The sequence below is a fragment of the Pseudomonas sp. UMAB-08 genome (assembly GCF_900095225.1).
Lineage (GTDB): Bacteria > Pseudomonadota > Gammaproteobacteria > Pseudomonadales > Pseudomonadaceae > Aquipseudomonas.
In genome coordinates this window covers 72167-89421 of sequence record NZ_LT607431.1, presented here as the reverse complement: position 1 = coordinate 89421, position 17255 = coordinate 72167, and the positions used below count along the sequence as shown (strand labels likewise).

General features: G+C 57.0%; 11 protein-coding genes and 6 pseudogenes. 14 read left to right on the top strand and 3 right to left on the bottom strand.

Features of this window, described 5'->3' with window-relative positions:
• A pseudogene (locus K0F75_RS22205) lies at positions 1–183 on the top strand (hypothetical protein); the annotation flags it as partial.
• Here the strand turns inward: K0F75_RS22205 and K0F75_RS22200 are convergent.
• Positions 175–438: pseudogene (locus tag K0F75_RS22200) on the bottom strand (ATP-binding protein); the annotation flags it as partial. The pseudogenes K0F75_RS22205 and K0F75_RS22200 overlap by 9 nt on opposite strands.
• A 156-nt stretch (positions 439–594) precedes the next feature.
• On the opposite strand from K0F75_RS22200, the gene K0F75_RS22195 reads away from it, so the two are divergent.
• The 3 genes and pseudogenes from K0F75_RS22195 (at position 595) to K0F75_RS25950 (ending at position 3805) form a co-directional block, all read left to right on the top strand.
• Positions 595–2784, top strand: a complete 2190-nt coding sequence (locus K0F75_RS22195; RefSeq protein WP_219064109.1) for a tyrosine-type recombinase/integrase — start codon at positions 595–597, stop codon at positions 2782–2784.
• On the top strand, positions 2781–3101 hold the full coding sequence (locus K0F75_RS25955) for a site-specific integrase (protein WP_257604464.1): 321 nt from the start codon (positions 2781–2783) through the stop codon (positions 3099–3101). Before K0F75_RS22195 ends, K0F75_RS25955 begins: the two co-directional genes overlap by 4 nt.
• A gap of 14 nt (positions 3102–3115) precedes the next feature.
• Positions 3116–3805 (top strand): annotated as a pseudogene (locus K0F75_RS25950) (tyrosine-type recombinase/integrase).
• 86 nt (positions 3806–3891) lie between these two features.
• On the opposite strand, the pseudogene K0F75_RS22185 reads toward K0F75_RS25950, so the two are convergent.
• Both K0F75_RS22185 and istA read right to left on the bottom strand, forming a co-directional pair.
• A pseudogene (locus K0F75_RS22185) lies at positions 3892–4392 on the bottom strand (ATP-binding protein); the annotation flags it as partial.
• 19 nt (positions 4393–4411) lie between these two features.
• Complete coding sequence (gene istA, locus K0F75_RS22180) at positions 4412–5926, bottom strand: IS21 family transposase (protein WP_219064108.1); 1515 nt, start codon at positions 5924–5926, stop codon at positions 4412–4414.
• A 174-nt stretch (positions 5927–6100) separates the two neighbouring features.
• On the opposite strand from istA, the pseudogene K0F75_RS22175 reads away from it, so the two are divergent.
• From K0F75_RS22175 to K0F75_RS22125, 10 genes and pseudogenes are all read left to right on the top strand, one after another.
• Positions 6101–6412: pseudogene (locus K0F75_RS22175) on the top strand (transposase); the annotation flags it as partial.
• Positions 6413–6697: 285 nt separating this feature from the next.
• Positions 6698–8437 carry a type I secretion system permease/ATPase gene (locus tag K0F75_RS22170; protein ID WP_219064107.1) on the top strand — a complete coding sequence of 580 codons (1740 nt, stop codon included), beginning with the start codon at positions 6698–6700 and terminating at the stop codon, positions 8435–8437.
• A gap of 13 nt (positions 8438–8450) precedes the next feature.
• Positions 8451–9776 carry an HlyD family type I secretion periplasmic adaptor subunit gene (locus K0F75_RS22165; protein WP_219064106.1) on the top strand — a complete coding sequence of 442 codons (1326 nt, stop codon included), beginning with the start codon at positions 8451–8453 and terminating at the stop codon, positions 9774–9776.
• Positions 9773–11185, top strand: a complete 1413-nt coding sequence (locus tag K0F75_RS22160) for a TolC family outer membrane protein (RefSeq protein WP_219064105.1) — start codon at positions 9773–9775, stop codon at positions 11183–11185. The genes K0F75_RS22165 and K0F75_RS22160 overlap by 4 nt, the downstream gene beginning before the upstream one ends.
• On the top strand, positions 11182–12228 hold the full coding sequence (gene gmd, locus K0F75_RS22155; RefSeq protein ID WP_219064104.1) for a GDP-mannose 4,6-dehydratase: 1047 nt from the start codon (positions 11182–11184) through the stop codon (positions 12226–12228). The genes K0F75_RS22160 and gmd overlap by 4 nt, the downstream gene beginning before the upstream one ends.
• 298 nt (positions 12229–12526) lie before the next feature.
• Positions 12527–13657, top strand: a complete 1131-nt coding sequence (locus K0F75_RS22150; protein ID WP_219064103.1) for a glycosyltransferase family 1 protein — start codon at positions 12527–12529, stop codon at positions 13655–13657.
• A gap of 8 nt (positions 13658–13665) precedes the next feature.
• Positions 13666–14463 carry an ABC transporter permease gene (locus K0F75_RS22145; RefSeq protein WP_219064102.1) on the top strand — a complete coding sequence of 266 codons (798 nt, stop codon included), beginning with the start codon at positions 13666–13668 and terminating at the stop codon, positions 14461–14463.
• A gap of 1 nt (position 14464) precedes the next feature.
• Complete coding sequence (locus tag K0F75_RS22140) at positions 14465–15673, top strand: ABC transporter ATP-binding protein (protein ID WP_219064101.1); 1209 nt, start codon at positions 14465–14467, stop codon at positions 15671–15673.
• Positions 15674–15991: 318 nt separating this feature from the next.
• Positions 15992–16953 (top strand): annotated as a pseudogene (gene iscB / locus K0F75_RS22130) (RNA-guided endonuclease IscB).
• A 2-nt stretch (positions 16954–16955) separates the two neighbouring features.
• A complete protein-coding gene (locus K0F75_RS22125; protein WP_219064099.1) occupies positions 16956–17243 on the top strand; it encodes a hypothetical protein in 288 nt (95 codons plus the stop codon).
• Positions 17244–17255: the final 12 nt, after the last annotated feature.

Here is a 17255-nt window from a genome sequence, read left to right as displayed (position 1 = left end):
TTCCTCAAGAAAATCAACAAGGAAACGCCCAAACACCTCCAACTGCATCTGATCGTGGATAACTACGCGGTGCGGATTCCACGCCATCCGGCCACCCATTCCACTAACATCCGGCCACCTGTTCCACGCTTATCCGGCCGGGCAGTCGGAGCGCAGCGACGCAGGTTTGCATTGTTAGTCTGAAGTACCCGCTGTCGTCAATTTCGTCGAGCGTCTGCGCATCGATTCGCCCTTCAGTTCCAAGCGGTAAGCGTTGTGCACCAACCGGTCAAGGATCGCGTCAGCCAGGGTCGGATCGCCGATCAGCTCGTGCCACTTGTCCACCGGCATCTGGCTGGTCACCAGGGTTGAACGATGTCCGTAACGGTCGTCGAGCAGTTCCAGCATGTCGCGCCGTTGCGCGGCGGTAAACGGAGCCAGGCCCCAGTCATCAAGTAATGTTGAGCTCAACATTACTTGATTTATGTTGCGCACCCCGTTATGTGGAGTAGCGACTTTCAGCCCGCCATTGGTCTGACTTTGGAGCGTCCGTACTCAACATAACTAGTCACAGGGGTAGCGTGGATTTCTCCATCGAACGCAATGGAGAACATCATGCTCACTCGAATCTTCCCCAAGACACATCGGCCGTACATCGAGTCGCCCGTTGGCTGCTGGCTCGAAGGCTTTGCGGACTGGCTAATGTCCGTCGGCTACGCATGCAGTCCCACTTGCCACCATGTTCGCAGACTTAAGCTGGTGCTTGAGCACATCGAATCGATCGCACCGGATGCCAATTTCTCGATACACCAGCTCGATACGATATTCACTTCGGTCCGAACGCGACCTCGATACCGTGCAACCCGGCGTGCCTTTGAACGCTTCCTGGCTGCTCGCAGGCTTCTGGCCGTAGAGCCCGATGTCGATCGGTTTGCCCCGCTACTCAAGGCATACCGCCATTACCTCATTGAGGTTCGCGGCTTGGCGCCGCCGACGGTAAGCCAGCATATCTCGACCATTGCCGACTTTCTGGCTCAGTCCGTGCCACACGAGGCGGCGCTTGTGGATCTGTCGGCGCCGGCCGTAGAACAGTTTGTCATTACCAAGGGCCAACTGATCAAGCGCCAGAGCCTGCAGCATTCCATCGCCAGATTGCGTGCCTTTCTCCGCTACTGCTTCGACCACGGCCATATCCGAGAGCGCCTCTATACGATCGACACGCCGCGCACCTATCGCGGCGAAGCCCCGCCGCGTGCCCTTGCCTGGCATTTGGTGCAGCAACTATTGCAGTCAGTCGATCGCAACAGCAAAGCAGGTTGGCGCGACTACGCCATCCTGCACTTGATGGCTTATTACGGATTGCGGCCATCGGAGATCGTGGCGCTCACCGTGGAATCGATAGATTGGATAGCCCGGACGTTGCGTGTCGATCAGCGCAAGACCCGCTCGACCTTGATCCTGCCGCTATCCGATCCAACGTTGCGCCTGCTCAAGCGGTATTTGCACTGCGGTCGGCCTGGCAGCACTCGGCCTGAATTGTTCCTGCGTGTAAGAACACCGCTGGCTCCGATACAGCATTATGCGGTCTGCGAACTCTACGAGAAGCGCGCGCGGCAAAGCGGACTGCCGCTCGATGGCAGCTCTTCCTATTGCCTGCGCCACGCCTTCGCCATGCGACTGCTTGAGCGCGGTGTGGGCGTCAAGGCGATCGGCGATTTGCTTGGGCATCGCTCTCTGGAAAGCACCTGCGTTTACCTTCGGCTACAAACCGAGTCGTTACGTGACGTGGCGCTACCCTTCCATGCCGGCATGCTGCGCAGAAGGGAGACCACCATGTTCCCCACTGAGACCGCACTCGACTTGACCATTGCGCGCTATCTGCAACTTCGGCGATCGCTTGGTCGAGCTTATGGAAATGAAGAGCGTGTCCTCGCGTCGGTCCGCCAGTTCCTGGTGGCGGCTACATGTACGGATCTGGACTACGATCGCTTCCTTGGGTGGTGCAACACGCTCGCCGGGCTTAACGCCACGGTGCGACGCAAACGGCAGCGCATCGTGCGCAACTTTTGTCTGTATCGACAGCGCACCGAATCGCAATGCTTTGTGCCCGACCCCAACCTCTTCCCGCGACCCTGTCCCGCTGTCACCCCCGTCATCTTTGGTTCGAGCGAGGTCGCGAGTATGCTCGCGGCTGCCGAGCAATTGGGGCCGGTGCCCACCTCACCTCTGCGGCCAGCGGTCCTGCGGCTGGCCGTCGTTCTCATCTATACCGCAGGACTACGTCGCGGCGAACTGCTACGGCTGACCCTGGCCGATGCCGATTCGGCGCGAGGCGTATTGCATATCCGCGAATCGAAGTTCCACAAATCCCGATTCGTTCCACTATCGCAGGGCGCCCATCGTGAGCTGCGCGTCTATCTCAAGCAGCGGCTGGCACCGCCCTTCAGCATCACGCCGAATTCTCCCTTGCTGTGCAACTGCGCCAGAGGCTTGCGCGGCTATACGGGGACAGGAATAAGCGGTGGCATAAAAACGTTATTCCAAGCTGCAGATGTTCACAGTAGCGATGACCGACGGCCGCGGATTCATGACTTTCGGCATAGCTTTGCCGTCCAGGCACTGCTGCGTTGGTATCGGCAAGGCGCCGATGTGCAATCCAACTTGCCAAAACTAGCGCTGTATATGGGGCACGTGTCGATCGTCTCTACCGCTTATTACCTGCGTTGGATGCCGGATATTGCGGCAACGGCCAATGATCGCTTCCAGGCCCACTTCGGCCATTTGATTGCTGGAGGTGCGCCATGAAGCCCGCTCGGCCCAACTCGCTTGGCAATTGCATCACGCACTTCTTCCGGGAATATCTGCCCGAGCTCCGTGGCATGAGCCTGCACACGATTCGCAGTTATCGCGATGCCGTCGTGCTGTTCTTGCGATTTGCCTCAGCTCGCAGCAAACGGGGCGTCGAGGATTTGGAACTCGACGATTTTACGGCAGAGCAGGTCAGCCAATTCCTGACGCATCTGGAACAGGAGCGTCACAATGGTGTCGCGACGCGCAATGCACGGCTGGCTGCTATCCACACCTTTCCCGATTCCTGGCCAGCGAACACCCGGAGCATCTAGCCGAGTTGCAGCGGGTGCTTGGGCTGCCATTCAAGCGCGGCGCCCGCAGCGCACCAATAGCGTATTTCGAGTCTGATGAAGTCGACGCGGTGCTCAATAGCATTGATCGCACTACCGACTCGGGGCGGCGCGACTATGCGTTGTTTGCGCTGATGTTCAATACCGGTGCTCGCGTGCAGGAGGTACTCGATCTGCAGGTACGCGACGTGAGAACCGAGCCCCCGCACCAAGTACGTCTGCGTGGCAAGGGCGGGAAGATTCGTTTATGCCCCATCTGGCCGCATACCGCGGTGCTGCTGCGGGAACTGACTCAGCAGTCGGCACAGACCATAGCGCCGGAGGCGTTTCTGTTCACCAACCGCCACGGTGCCAAGCTCACGCGGTTCGGTGTTCGCTACCTACTCAAGAAATATGTGGCAGCGGGCACACCGGTGGCCAACACCATGCGAGAGAAGTGACTTCATCCGCATTCGCTTCGACACGCCACAGCAGTTCATTTGCTCAAGGCTGGCGTTGACTTCGCCACAATTAGCCAGTGGCTGGGCCATGCGGCGCTGAACACGACCATGGTCTATGCCCGGGTGGATTTGGACATCAAACGCCAAGCGCTTGCCCAGGTGTTCCCCGAAGTGTTGGCGTCGCCACGTGCCGGCCATCTGTCGCTGGCTGCGGTCGATGTGGTCGATTGGCTGAAACGGCTGTGAGTGGTTATGTGGAGTTCGGGCGGTTGGAGTCGGCGTAGCGCGCCATGTTTGCTGCTCAACTCCACATAACGGGGTGCGTAACATAAATCAAGGATCAGTAGGTCTGTCTTGGCGTAGCTGGCCATTAGTTTGGCGAAACGACCATCGCCGTGAGCCATGCCCAGCTCCTCCATCAGCCGTGGTAAACGCAAATAACGCACGCTGTAGCCGTCCCGGCACGCCTTGTGTGCCAGTGCGCAAGCGAGCCAGGTTTTACCTACGCCGGTGGGGCCGCCGATGATTAAATTCAGTCCGTCTCGCAGCCATTGGCCGCTGCCCAGTTGCAGGATCAGTGATTTATCCAGGCCGCGAGGGCTGCGGTAATCGATGTCTTCCAGGCAAGCGTTATGGCGCAGTCGAGCTGCTTTTAGGCGGCTGCTCAGGCGCGTGTTTTCACGTTCGGTCAGTTCGCGATCAACCATCAGGCCGAGACGTTCATCGAAGCTGATGTCGTTGATGTCGGGTGTTGTCTGTTGCTCGCCCAGCGCTTTGATCATGCCGTGCAGTCGCAGGGTTTGCAGCTTGTCGAGGGTCGGGTTGGGTAGCATTTGGGTGTTCCTTTTTAGGTCAGTGGTAGTAGCCGGGGCCGCGCAGGTTGATGTGTTCTTCGGGTAACAGCGGGAGGTTTTGCTGGGCGAGTGGCAGCCGTTCAAGACCTTGGCGCAGGATCGATTCAAGGCTTTTGTAACTGCATGCGCCCAGCGCCAGCGCACGCTGACACGCAGCTTCCAGCCGCTCTTCGCCATGGTGTTTGCCCAGGCGCAGGATGCCGAGGCAGGCGCGAAATCCGTGCTGCGGATGGATTCTTCGTTCGAGGATGTAGGCGATGACGCCAGCGGTATTTGGCCCGGTTTGCTCAGCCCAGCGGATCAACCGTTGCGGTGTCCATTCGGCGTGCTCGCGGTGGCTCTTGGGCATGTGCTCGATTTGCGTGGTGTGGCGGCCTTTGTGCAGCGAGCGCAGATGGCTGGCCACGCGCGGGTTGGCGTTGAAGCACTCTACCGTTTGCGCCGTCAGGCGCACTTCAAGTTGGTGCTTCACCAACTGATAAGGCACCGAGTAGTAATGGCCGTCGACTTCGACGTGGTAGTCGATGTGCACCCGTACCTTTTTCCATTCGGCATAGACATAGGGATGTTCCGGCAGCGGTTGCAACGCCGGTTGGTCGATGGCCTCGAAGGTCGAGCGACGTGAGCCAGGTAGTTTCTTAAAGGGTTTTTGGTTAAGTCGATCCAGCAACAAACTGATCGCTGTGTTGAGTTCGCCCAGCGAGAAAAACTGGCGGTTGCGCAAGACCGCCAAAATCCAGCGTTCGACCACCTGCACTCCGACCTCAACCTTGGCTTTGTCCTTGGGTTTACGCGAGCGAGCGGGTAACACGGCGACCCCGTAATGCTCGGCCAAATCACGGTAGCTGGGGTTGATGTCCGGCTCGTAGCGATGCGCTTTGCTGACGCCGCTGCGCAGATTGTCCGGCACCAGTATCTCCGATGTCCCACCGAGAAAAGCGAAGCAGCGCACGTGCGAGCCCAGCCAGTCCGACAATTTCTGCGACCAGGTGGCTTCCGCAAATGTATAGCTGGAGGCGCCCAGCACGGCGACGAAGATTTGGGTCTGACGGATCTCACCTGTGCGCCGGTCGATGACCGACACGGTCTGGCCTGCGTAGTCGACGAACAACTTTTCGCCTGCGCGGTGCTCTTGGCGCATGACCACGTCGATCTTGGCGGCCCACAACCGGTAGTGCTCGCAGAACCAGCTGTACTGAAAACCTTGGGGCTGGCTGAGGCGGTACTCTTGCCAGAGCAGAGCCAGCGTGACACCGGGACGGCGCAGTTCAGCGTGAGCCTTTGCCCAATCAGGTATCGGACGTTGATCACTGGGAACCGCAGGCGGTGGTGGGAAAAGACGTCGTTGCAGCTCGGTATCGGTCAGAGCCGAGGGCCAAATCAGCCCGCTGGCAGCAAAGCGATTGAGATAGTTACCGACGCTGGCTCGACTCACTTGCAAGCTGACGGCGATCTGGCGAGCAGACAGGCCGACCTCGAATTTGAGACGTAATACTTCTCGAATCTTACGCATGGATAACCTTTCCACGACGACCTCTTTGCTTCGACAAAAGAGGTCGATAGTAGTGAATTAATCCTGCGTCACTGCCTGCCTTAAGGGTGGCCGGATGTGCGTGGAATAGGTGGCCGGATCACCGTGGAATCAGTGGCCGGATGTTCATGGAATAGGTGGCCGAATGGCCGTGGAATCCCCAACTACGCGGCGCACAAACACGCAAAAGTGAAGGCTTGGCTGGCGAAACATCCGCGTTTCCATGTGCACTTCACTCCGACCTCAAGCTCCTGGATGAACATGGTCGAGCGGTTTTTCAGGGACATTACTGTGTTCTTGCGCGACGGTAGTTTCTGCTCGGCACGTGAGCTGGAAAGCTCGATTACCACCTTCCTGGAATTACGAAACGCGCAACCGACCCGGTACATTTGGAACGCAAAGGGAGAGGAGATTTTGAGCAAGATCCGGCGAGCACGCGATGTGATGGACGCGCAGATGGAAGGGTAAGATATTTCGAAAACAGTACACTAGGAGCGTGGTGACCGACTTCCAGTTCGTCCATGGCTGAGACTGCTGGAAACCCAAGCTGTTTAAGGAAGAGTCAGCCCGGGAGCATAGGAGGGCGGAGAACTCTACCCCTACAAATGAAGGGTGGGCAAGAAAAAACCCAAGGACTCGTTTTGCGTAAAAAAGCAGCTCGTCGGAGTTTCTCAACCCATTTTTCATTTCTCGTCAGTTGGGTGAGTGCTACACTCGCCGGCTTTTACATATCCCCGTGGCAGTTCTGAACTTATGCGCACCATTCATGAAAATAGCTTGCAGGCAGCACTAAAAGCTTGTAAAGGAAGTTTCATATCAGTCGGGTTTTTCAGCTTGTTTGTCAATGCTCTGATGCTTGTCCCTACTTTCTATATGCTTCAAGTCTATGGTCGGGTGGTGACGAGTGGCAGTATTTCGACGCTGGCCATGCTGACAATCATTATGGTTGTCTTGACTATCACGACCGGCCTGCTTGAATGGATCCGTTCGCGCATCATGATCCGGGTCAGTACCAAGCTAGACGTGATCCTGAGTCGTGATGTCTACCGCGCCAGTTTCAAACAGGCACTTGCCACTGGTGGTATGAATGCATCGGCGCAACCTCTCGCTGACCTGACTAGCTTGCGTCAGTTCTTGACGGGCAATGGTGTGTTCGCATTTTTTGATGCTCCCTGGCTGCCTATTTATGTCGCAGTCATGTTCATGTTCCACCCTTGGTATGGATGGGTGGCGATTGGTTCCGCGATTATTCTGGTCTGCCTGGCCTACGCCAACGAGAAAGTGACCGGAAAGACTATTGCTGACGCCAACAGAGAAAACATGTCCGCTAGCCTCTACACCACTAAGAACCTGCGCAATGCCGAAGTGATCGAGTCCATGGGGATGCTCGATACCTTGATCAATCGTTGGTCGTCGCGTCAGAAGAAAGTTCTGCTTCTGCAATCGGTGGCCAGTGATAACGGCGGTGTAATTACTTCGCTGTCCAAGACCTTCCGCGTCATGGTGCAATCGCTGATTCTCGGTCTGGGGGCCTATCTTGCGGTCAACCATGAAATCGCTCCGGGTCTGGTCATTGCTGGCTCCGTATTGTTGGGCCGCGCCCTAGCACCAATTGATCTGATCATTGGCAGCTGGAAAGGTTTCATTGCTGCACGTGGGCAGTACGGCCGTCTCAACGAAATTCTCGACAAGCTGCAGTCTGAGCCTCAGCGCATGTCTTTGCCTGCGCCAGAAGGCCATGTACTGGTGGAAAACGTTATTGTTGGTCCGCCCAATTCTCGCGCCGCTATCCTTAAAGGCGTCAGTTTTGCCGTTCCTGCAGGCACGGTTGTCGGCGTCATTGGCCCGAGCGCGTCTGGTAAGTCAACCCTGGCGCGTGCGCTCTTGGGTATCTGGCCCGCTCAGCACGGCACGGTACGTCTTGACGGTGCCGATATCGTTAATTGGGATAAATCTGAACTAGGCCCATATGTTGGCTATCTGCCACAAGACATCGAGCTGTTTGAAGGAACAATCGGCGAAAACATCGCACGGTTTTCCGAAGTCGACCCGGAGAAGGTAGTCCAGGCGGCAAAAGTCTCGGGCGTTCACGAAATGATCCTAACGCTGCCCGATGGTTACGACACCGTCATTGGTGGCGATGGCGCCAACCTGTCCGGTGGACAGCGTCAGCGCATCGGTTTGGCCCGTGCGATTTACGGTACGCCAAAACTGATCATCCTCGATGAACCCAACTCGAACCTTGACGAGGTAGGCGAGCGTGCACTGGCCTATGCCCTCGATTACTTGAAAGCGACGGGGGCGACCGTCTTCGTCATCACTCACCGCACCAGCATTTTATCTCAGCTTGATCGCTTGCTTGTCATGAGCGACGGTCTCGTCAGCATGTACGGGCCGACGGCGCAAGTGATGGCCGAACTCAGTGCGAAAGCAAAATCTCAACAAAAAGCAACCGCCGTTGCTACCGCAGGCGCAGCGCCTTCTAGCGTCTGATAGGAAGATGTCGATGAACCGAAATATGATTATTACCGCCGCCGACAACTTCCACGACTTGCCAACTTCTGATCGAAAATCCCGCCGTCTGGGCTTTGGCATTATTTTTGTGGTCTTCGGCATCTTCGGAACCTGGGCTGCCGTCGCACCGCTGGACAGCGCTGCCAATGCCCCTGGTGTCGTGACCGTGCAAACCTACCGCAAGACGGTTCAGCATCTTGAAGGCGGCATCGTCAAGGAATTGCTGGTACACGATGGAGATACCGTCAAGGCGGGCGATCCGCTGATCGTCCTTGATGACTCCCAGGTGGGTGCCGAGTATGAGATGAACCGTGGTCAGCTGGTTGCGGCCAAAGCCACCGAAGCACGGTTGCGCGCTGAGCGTGATGGCAAAACCACAATCGACTTCGGTGACGTGATCGAGCATGACACCAAGCGCGGGCAGGAAGCCCAGATGAGTGAGGCCCAGGTGTTCAATGCACGGCGCAACTCGCGCATGGGTGAAACGGCCGTGCTGCAGGAACGCATAGGCCAGTTGAATGAGCAAATCAAGGGCCTGGGGGCCATGATCGCCACGAAAAACAACCTCGGAAAGTCCTACACCGGTGAAATCATCGAGCTACGGGACCTTCTGTCCCAAGGGTTTGTCGACAAGCAACGGTTGCTGGAGCAGGAGCGCAAGCTTGACATGCTCAAGTCCGAGATCGCCGATCATCAGTCGACCATAATCAAGACTCGCCTGCAGATTAATGAAACCCAGTTACAGATCGTGCAGTTGACCAAGGATTTCAACTCTGAGGTGGTCAAGCAGTTGGCTGAAGTCCAGACCAAGGTTTATGACCTGCAGGAACGTACCGCAGCCTACAATGACCGGCTGAGCCGTACCGTCATTCGTGCTCCGGATGACGGTATGGTCATCGGTATGACCGTGCACACCGTCGGTGGCATCGTGCGTGCGGCCACGCCGCTGATGGACATCGTACCGTCGGTGTCCGACCTGATTGTAGAGGTGCATGTGCAACCGGTCGACATAGACCGTATAGGCGTTGGCAAGACGGCACGGATCCGCTTCAGCGCTTTTAATAGCGCCACCACTCCAGAAATCGAAGGTGAGGTTATCCAAGTGTCGGCGGACCGTCTGACCGACGAACGTACCGGCGCGGCTTACTACCTGGCGCGTATTCGCGTGACCGAGGAAGGCGAGAAGAAGCTGGGGGACCGCAAGCTGGTGCCGGGGATGCCCGCCGATGCACTGATCAATACCGGCAAGCGCACCATGCTGCAGTATCTGATACAGCCTGCGCGCAATGCTATTTCTGAATCGATGATCGAGGAATGATCTTGCGCCTATTTCCATATTTGATTTTGGGGATACTGGTGCTGCCGGTGCATGCTGTTGAGCTGAAAACCGCAGAGCCGTCCAAGTCAAAGCCTGCACCTACCAGTGTCAGTGCCAATGAGTACTCGGCTGACTTGATGTTGCTGTATCGCGAATCGCGTCTTGAAGACCCTCGCGTACTGGCGGCTTACGCCCGTGCGAAGGCGGGTAAAGAGCATGCGCGTGAAGCGTTCGGCTCGCTGTTGCCTCAAATCACGGCCAATGCGGGTGCCAACCGTATCAAGCAGAGCAATATCCTCACTGACCAGATCTACAATAGCGAAAACTACAGCCTCAACTTGACCCAGGCCATATACAACAAGGCTGCTTGGGAGAACTATCAAAAGTTTAAAAGCGCTGCTAAACAAACTGAGTCGGAAACCGAAGAGGCCCAGGCTGAAGCCACCGTCGATCTGGCCCAGCGCTATTTTGCAGCATTGGCTGCCGATGATGAGCTTGAACTGGTTCAAGCTGAGCTGCGTGCCACGCAAAAGAACCTCGACCGGGTTAACGCCCTGTACGAGAAGAAACTTGCCATGATCACCGATATGCTCGAGATGAAGGCTCGTGTCGACTCCCTGCTTGCCCAGGAAGTGGATGCGCGCAATCAGGTTCGTCTGACCCGTGTTGCATTGTCGGAAATCGTCGGGCGTCCGGTCACGGAGAGGCTCAGTCGCATCCGTACTGATGTTGAATTCAAGGTCTCGGACGAAAGCCTGGATACTTGGGTGCGACAGGCAGTAATCGACAACCCGTCGCTCAAATCAACGATCAGTGGTGTTGATGTGGCTAATGCTGCTGTGCGCGGTGGCAAAGGGGGACACTATCCAACGTTAAGCCTGAACCTGAGCGCACAAAATACCAACGAAGGTTATAACAACGCTCTGGCGCCCAAGACTGACAGTTATGTGGCTGGTCTGCAGTTGTCAGTCCCTATTTATAGTGGCGGTTCCACTTCGGCACGAGTACGCGGACTGGTGCAGGATCAAATATCTGCGGAACAACAGATGGAGGCCACCCGTCGTCAGGTCGTTAAAGAAACCACCAATGCATATTTGACCGCTGATTCAAGTGTTGAAAAAATACGCGCGAACCACAATGCCTTGGCTTCTGCTTCGCAATCAAGCGTTGCATCGGAAAAAGCGTTTGCCTACGGTGTGGTTAATGCCGTGGATGTTTTGACCAGCGTACAGAACGAGTTCAAGGCTCGTCGCGACCTGCTCAAAGCACAGTATGACTTCATCACCAACTTGTTCATCCTCAACCGTTGGGCTGGCAAGTTGTCTGATAAAAGCGTCGAAAGCGTCAACGTATGGTTGAGCAACAACGGTAAAACTGACCCAGTCCCCGACCGGAACTCGAAGCAATGAATGCAACCAGAAAATCAGTAATTATCACAGGCATCACCGGTCAGGATGGGGCCTACCTCACCCAGCTGCTGCTGGAAAAGGGCTACAAGGTCTATGGCACTTATCGCCGCACTAGCTCGGTCAACTTCTGGCGCCTGGAAGAGTTGGGTGTGGCCTCCCACGAGAACCTTGAGTTGGTCGAACACGACCTTACTGATTTGAGCGCTAGTATCCGCCTGCTTCAGAAAGCCGAGCCGTCGGAGGTTTACAACCTCGCGGCCCAGAGCTTTGTGGGCGTGTCCTTCGACCAACCGCTGACCACCGCTGAAATCACCGGTTTGGGCGCCGTTAACCTACTCGAAGCCATCCGTATCGTTAACCCGAAAATCCGCTTCTATCAGGCGTCAACCTCGGAAATGTTCGGTAAGGTCCAGCAGGTTCCACAGACAGAAGCCACTGACTTCTATCCGCGCAGCCCTTACGGTGTAGCTAAGCTCTATGCACACTGGATGACCATCAACTACCGAGAGTCCTATGGAATCTTTGGCTCTAGCGGCATCCTGTTCAACCATGAGTCGCCACTGCGTGGCAAAGAATTTGTGACCCGCAAGATCACTGACGCCGTGGCGCGTATTTCCCTTGGCCTGCAGGATCGCCTGGAACTGGGCAATATGGACGCTAAGCGTGACTGGGGTTTCGCCAAGGAATATGTCGAAGGCATGTGGCGCATACTGCAAGCTGGCGAACCGGATACCTTCGTCTTAGCCACCAACCGCACTGAATCCGTCCGTGACTTCGTGTCCATGGCATTCAAGGCCGTTGATATCAATCTGGAATGGAAAGGTAGTGCTGATCAAGAGCACGGTATTGACGTCCAGACCGGCAAGACAGTGATTCAGGTCAACCCCAAGTTCTACCGTCCAGCCGAAGTCGAGCTCCTGATAGGGAACCCGGAAAAAGCCAAGCGTGTACTGGGGTGGGAAGCCAAGACCAGTCTGGAGCAACTGTGCCAGTTGATGGTTGACGCCGATCTGGAACGTGTTAAAAACGGTAAATCCTTCTAAGTGACACATGTGCCGCCCGCCGCTGGGGCCTTTTGCTCTGACGGCGTGCGTGCATGCTTCTGGTGAGTCGTATCTTTACCCATTCGCTGTATGCAAAACATCCATCGCCCTTGATGAAATCCGTATCGTCTGTAAACCCTCTTTTCCAGAACACACTCAGCTGTGGGAGGCATCGCCGAACCTGTCGGAGCCAACTGGTTGTCGAGTCGGTAGACCTGGCTTATTTCATCAAGTTTCTCGCCAACAAATCGGCTCCTACGGATGTTCATTCCATTTCAATTGGTGGAATCTCTCTCCCATGAATCGCCTTCTGTTTGACGCCACGCGCCTGCTGGAATCCGGTCTGCACACGGGTATTCAGCGTGTCGTGCGCTGCCTGCTGGCCGCTGCTCAACGTCAATTTAGCGATCGGGATTACCAGGTGCTGCCGGTTACGTTCGACGGTGATCAATGGCAGGCTTTTGATCACTTGGCGCCGCATCCCTGTCAGGGTCTGGGTGTTCATGCGCAAGGCGCGGGTCAGCTGATCGAGCCCGGCGACGGCGATGTCCTGTTGTTGTTCGATGCGTCCTGGTACGCCAACCCATGGCCGGCGGTGGATGCTGCGCTGGCTCGTGGCGCGCGTTTGGTGGGCATGGTTCACGACCTGCTGCCCCTGGAGCACCCTGAGTGGTTTCGCGAAGGCCTCAAGCAACGCTTCAGTCAGCACCTCTACCAACTCGCTGAACGCGCCGAACAAGTGTTTGTACCCACTCAGGCAGTACGCAGCCGCTTGCTGGCGCGTCTGGCACAGCATGGCCTACAAAAGACGGTCAACGTCCTGGCCCATGGTGGCGACTTCTGCACTTTGATGCCCTCGGCCGAGCAAATCGAAAGCTACAAGGATTTGCTGCCTGCCCCGGCCACGGCAGACGATCCGCTGTATCTGGTTATTGGCACTCTGGAGCCCCGCAAAAACCACAATCTGGTACTCGATGCGTTCGACGCGTTATGGGCGCAGGGCAAGCAGCCACGTCTGCTGTTCGTGGGCAGCGTCGGTTGGCAGGTTGACCGGTTGCTTGAGCGTCTGCAAAATCACCCGCTGCTCAATCAGTACCTGTTTCACGCGGCCAACCTGAGCGACCCAGCGTTGCTCTGGCTGATCCGCAACGCCACTGCTCTGATCTATGTGCCCAGAGACGAAGGTTTCGGGCTTCCCGTGCTTGAAGCTTCGATGCAGGCCTGTCCTGTCATTGCCGCCGATATTCCGGTGTTGCGCGAAGCTGGCCGGCACTGGCCCTGTTACATTGAGCCAGGCTGCCTCCCCGAACTTATCCAGGCCATCGACACTTTTGCCCAGCGTAAAACGGCTCAGCTCTTTTATCGCACCTGGGATGACGTGGCCCTACAACTAGGAACTTTCCTGAATATGGCGAGCCGAACACAATGAAAGCGACCTTGTCAGTTTTCTCTTTATTGAAAGATGTACTGCGTTTTCGAGGGTTGATCTACGCCATTACCCTGCGCGAAATAAAGAGCCGTTATGCCGGTTCGACGTTCGGTGCCTTATGGCTGGTCGTACCCCCGATCTTCATGGTCTTCATCTATACCGTGATCTTCTCGCGCCTCATGCAGGCGCGCATGCCAGGTATCGAACACCAATACGCTTACAGTATCTACTTGTGTGCCGGCCTGATCATCTGGAACCTGCTGCTGGAACTGGTGCAGCGCGGCAAAGGGGTGTTTCTTGAGCACGCCAACCTGATCAAGAAGTCCAGTTTCCCAAAATTCATTCTATTCATTCCAGTGATCGCCACCGCCGCGCTGAATAGCCTGATTCTATTGGTGCTGGTGATCAGCTTCATGTTGGTTTCGGGTTACCCGATCATGCCGACGATTTTGGTCATGGTGCCGATCCTGGCGATTACCGTGCTGCTTGGCATTGCGGTCGGTGCACTGCTGGCGACCCTGAACGTTTTCTTTCGCGATATCGGGCAATTGTCCGACGTGTTTTTCCAAGCTCTGTTCTGGGCCACGCCTATCGTTTACCCTCTGAGCATTCTATCCGAACGGGTCCAGTGCTTTCTGTCATGGAATCCGGTGTTCCCACTGGTATTGACCGCGCAACGGGCGCTGTTGGGCGAAGCAGTGGGGATGCGGTCGTTGATCTATCCACTGGTTTTCGGCCTTATCGTTTTCCTCCTGGCTGTGCTGCTGTACAAGCGTAGCTACAACGACCTACTCGATCAGATCTGACATGACTATTCTCGTAGACCAGGTAGGGAAGGCCTATCCAAAACTTAAAGGCCGCTGGCACGCACTGGGCACGTGGCTCGGGCTGTGCAAGCGCGATCAGAACTGGATCATCTGCGACGTCAGCTTCAAGGTCGGGCAGGGCGAGTCAGTGGGCATTATTGGCGTCAACGGTGCCGGTAAAAGCACGCTGCTCAAACTCATCACCGGCACCGCGATGCCCACCGAAGGCACTATCACCACCACCGGGCGCATTGCTGCACTGCTGGAGTTGGGTATGGGCTTTCACCCTGAATTCACGGGTCGCCAGAATGTGGCCCTGGCCGGTCGCATGCAGGGGCTGGAGCGCGATGAAATCATCGAACTGATGCCCTCCATCGAAGCCTTCGCCGAAATCGGCCATTACTTCGACATGCCGGTACGCACCTATTCTTCCGGGATGTTCGTGCGCCTGGCGTTCAGCGTCGCCACCGCCGTGCGACCGGAAGTGCTGATCGTCGATGAAGCGCTGGCCGTGGGCGATGCCTACTTCCAGCACAAGTCCTTTGCGCGGATTCGTGACTTTCGCGAGCAGGGCACCACCTTGTTGTTCGTCTCCCACGATCCAGGCGCTATCAAAAGTCTGTGTGATCGCGCCATCCTGCTGGGCGATCACAAGCTGCTTATGGACGGTCGCCCGGACGATGTACTGGATTTCTATAACTCGCTGATAGCCCGTAAGGAAGAAGGGTCGTTGCAGGCCCAAGCTGTTAACGCACCGTATGCCGGCCGCTCCGGAAACGGCAAGGCGCGCATCGAAGAGCTGACCATCAGCAGCAATGGCAAAGCCGCACACATGCTTGAAGTCGGCGCGCCGCTTACCCTGACCCTGAAAATCAAAGCCAACGAACCAATCTACGATCTATCCCTGGGCTTCATGTTCAAGGACCGCACCGGTTACGACATCTTCGGCACCAATACTTGGTTGCGTGGTGAACTGCGCGACCTGGGTGTCAATGCTGGGGTAGAGCAAACCCTGACAGTGACCATCCCTGCGCTCAACGTCGGCCCCGGCAGCTACAGTTTGACCCTGGCCCTGCATGGCGGTGCTGATCACATCGAAGACAACTTCGACTGGTGGGACAAGGCGGCCGTGTTCAACGTGACCGGGCACAGCGGTTACAAACACTTCGCAGGCGTGTGCGCGTTAGAGGCTTCGTTCAAGCTGGATTGAGAGAGACAGGGTCAACCACCCCGGCCTGAAGGCCGAGGCTTGCTAAAAGCCTGAGGTTGACCAGACCTCGCGCCGGAAGGCGCAGCGTTGTGCAGAAGAGTAGACCCACCGCCAGATGCTTCCTCAGTCTGGCGCTCTGGAAGTCACAGCAGCAGACAAGCCCCGGCTTGGCACGAAACGGGCTGTGACCGGTGAGCTCACTCACCACCTGCTGCACAACATGGTCGAGGGGAGCGGAGCCGCAAGGCTCTCGTCACAAGGCCCATAAGGGCAGCAACGCACCGGACGTTTTCCGGCAGGATTGACCCAGGAGCTGCAATGGCGGTATTTGTGCTGGACAAGTCGGGCAAGGCGTTGATGCCGTGCAGCGAGAAGCGCGTGAGGCTGTTGCTCGAGCGTGGACGTGCGCGGGTTCATCGCGTAGCGCCCTTCGTCCTCCGGCTCGTCGACCGCACGGTTGACTCCTGCACCGTGCAACCCCTGCGTATCAAGCTCGACCCCGGCAGCAAAGCCACCGGGCTGGCGCTGGTCCGAGACACTGACCATCTCGACGCCTCGACCGGAGAAATCCAGCGAGGTGCCGCCGCTCTCAACCTCTTCGAGCTGGTCCATCGTGGCCGGAAAATAAGCGAAACGCTGACCGCGCACCCCGCTTTCTGAACCGAACCCGTCCTGACGGCTGGCTGGCGCCGTTGCTGCAGCACAGGGTTGACACGACCAGGTCCTGGGTCAAGCGCCTCCGACGCTGCGCGCCGGTGATCGCTGTGAGTTCTGAGCTTGTGCGCTTCGACGTGCAAGCCCTGAAGAATCCGGAAATCTCCGGTGTCGAATACCAGCGCGGCACGCTGACCGGCTTCGAGGTGCGCGAGTACCTCCTGGTCAAGTGGAATCGGAAGTGTTGTTTCTGCGACGCCGAGAATGTGCCACTCAACATTGATCACCTGGTGCCCCGGGCGCGTGGCGGTTCGAACAGGGTTGCCTGTGTGCCCTGCAACACCCGCAAGGCGGCACTGCCGCTCGAGGTCTTCATCAAAGACAAGGCCCGCCTGGCGCGGATCCAGGCACAGGCCAAGCGGCCGCTTAAGGATGCTGCAGCGGTCAACGCGACGCGCTGGGCATCGGTGACGGCACTTACGTCCACGGAATTGCCTGTGGAACTGGCTCCGGTGGCCGCACTAAATTCAACCGTATGCAGCTGGGCATCCCGAAAACCCATGCCCTGGATGCGGCATGCGTCGGCGAGGTTGCCGCGGTCCAAGCCTAGCAAAAGCCTACCCTGACCGTGAAGTGCACCGGCCGAGGCAGTTACCAACGGATCCTGCTCGACAAGTTCGGCTTCCCGCGTGGCTACCTGACCCGCAGCAAGCGTGTGTATGGCTTCCAGACGGGTGACCTGGTGCGCACGGAGGTCCCGACAGGTAAGAAGACGGGCAGCCATATCAGGCGAGTCACCGTTCGGGGCACGGGGAGCGTCAATATTCAAGCCTCCGTCGATGTCGTACAAGGTATATTGCACACCGCCACTGCCGGCTCATTCAACGTAGCGATGGCTACGGTTACTCAAGGATAGCTTTTCCAAAAG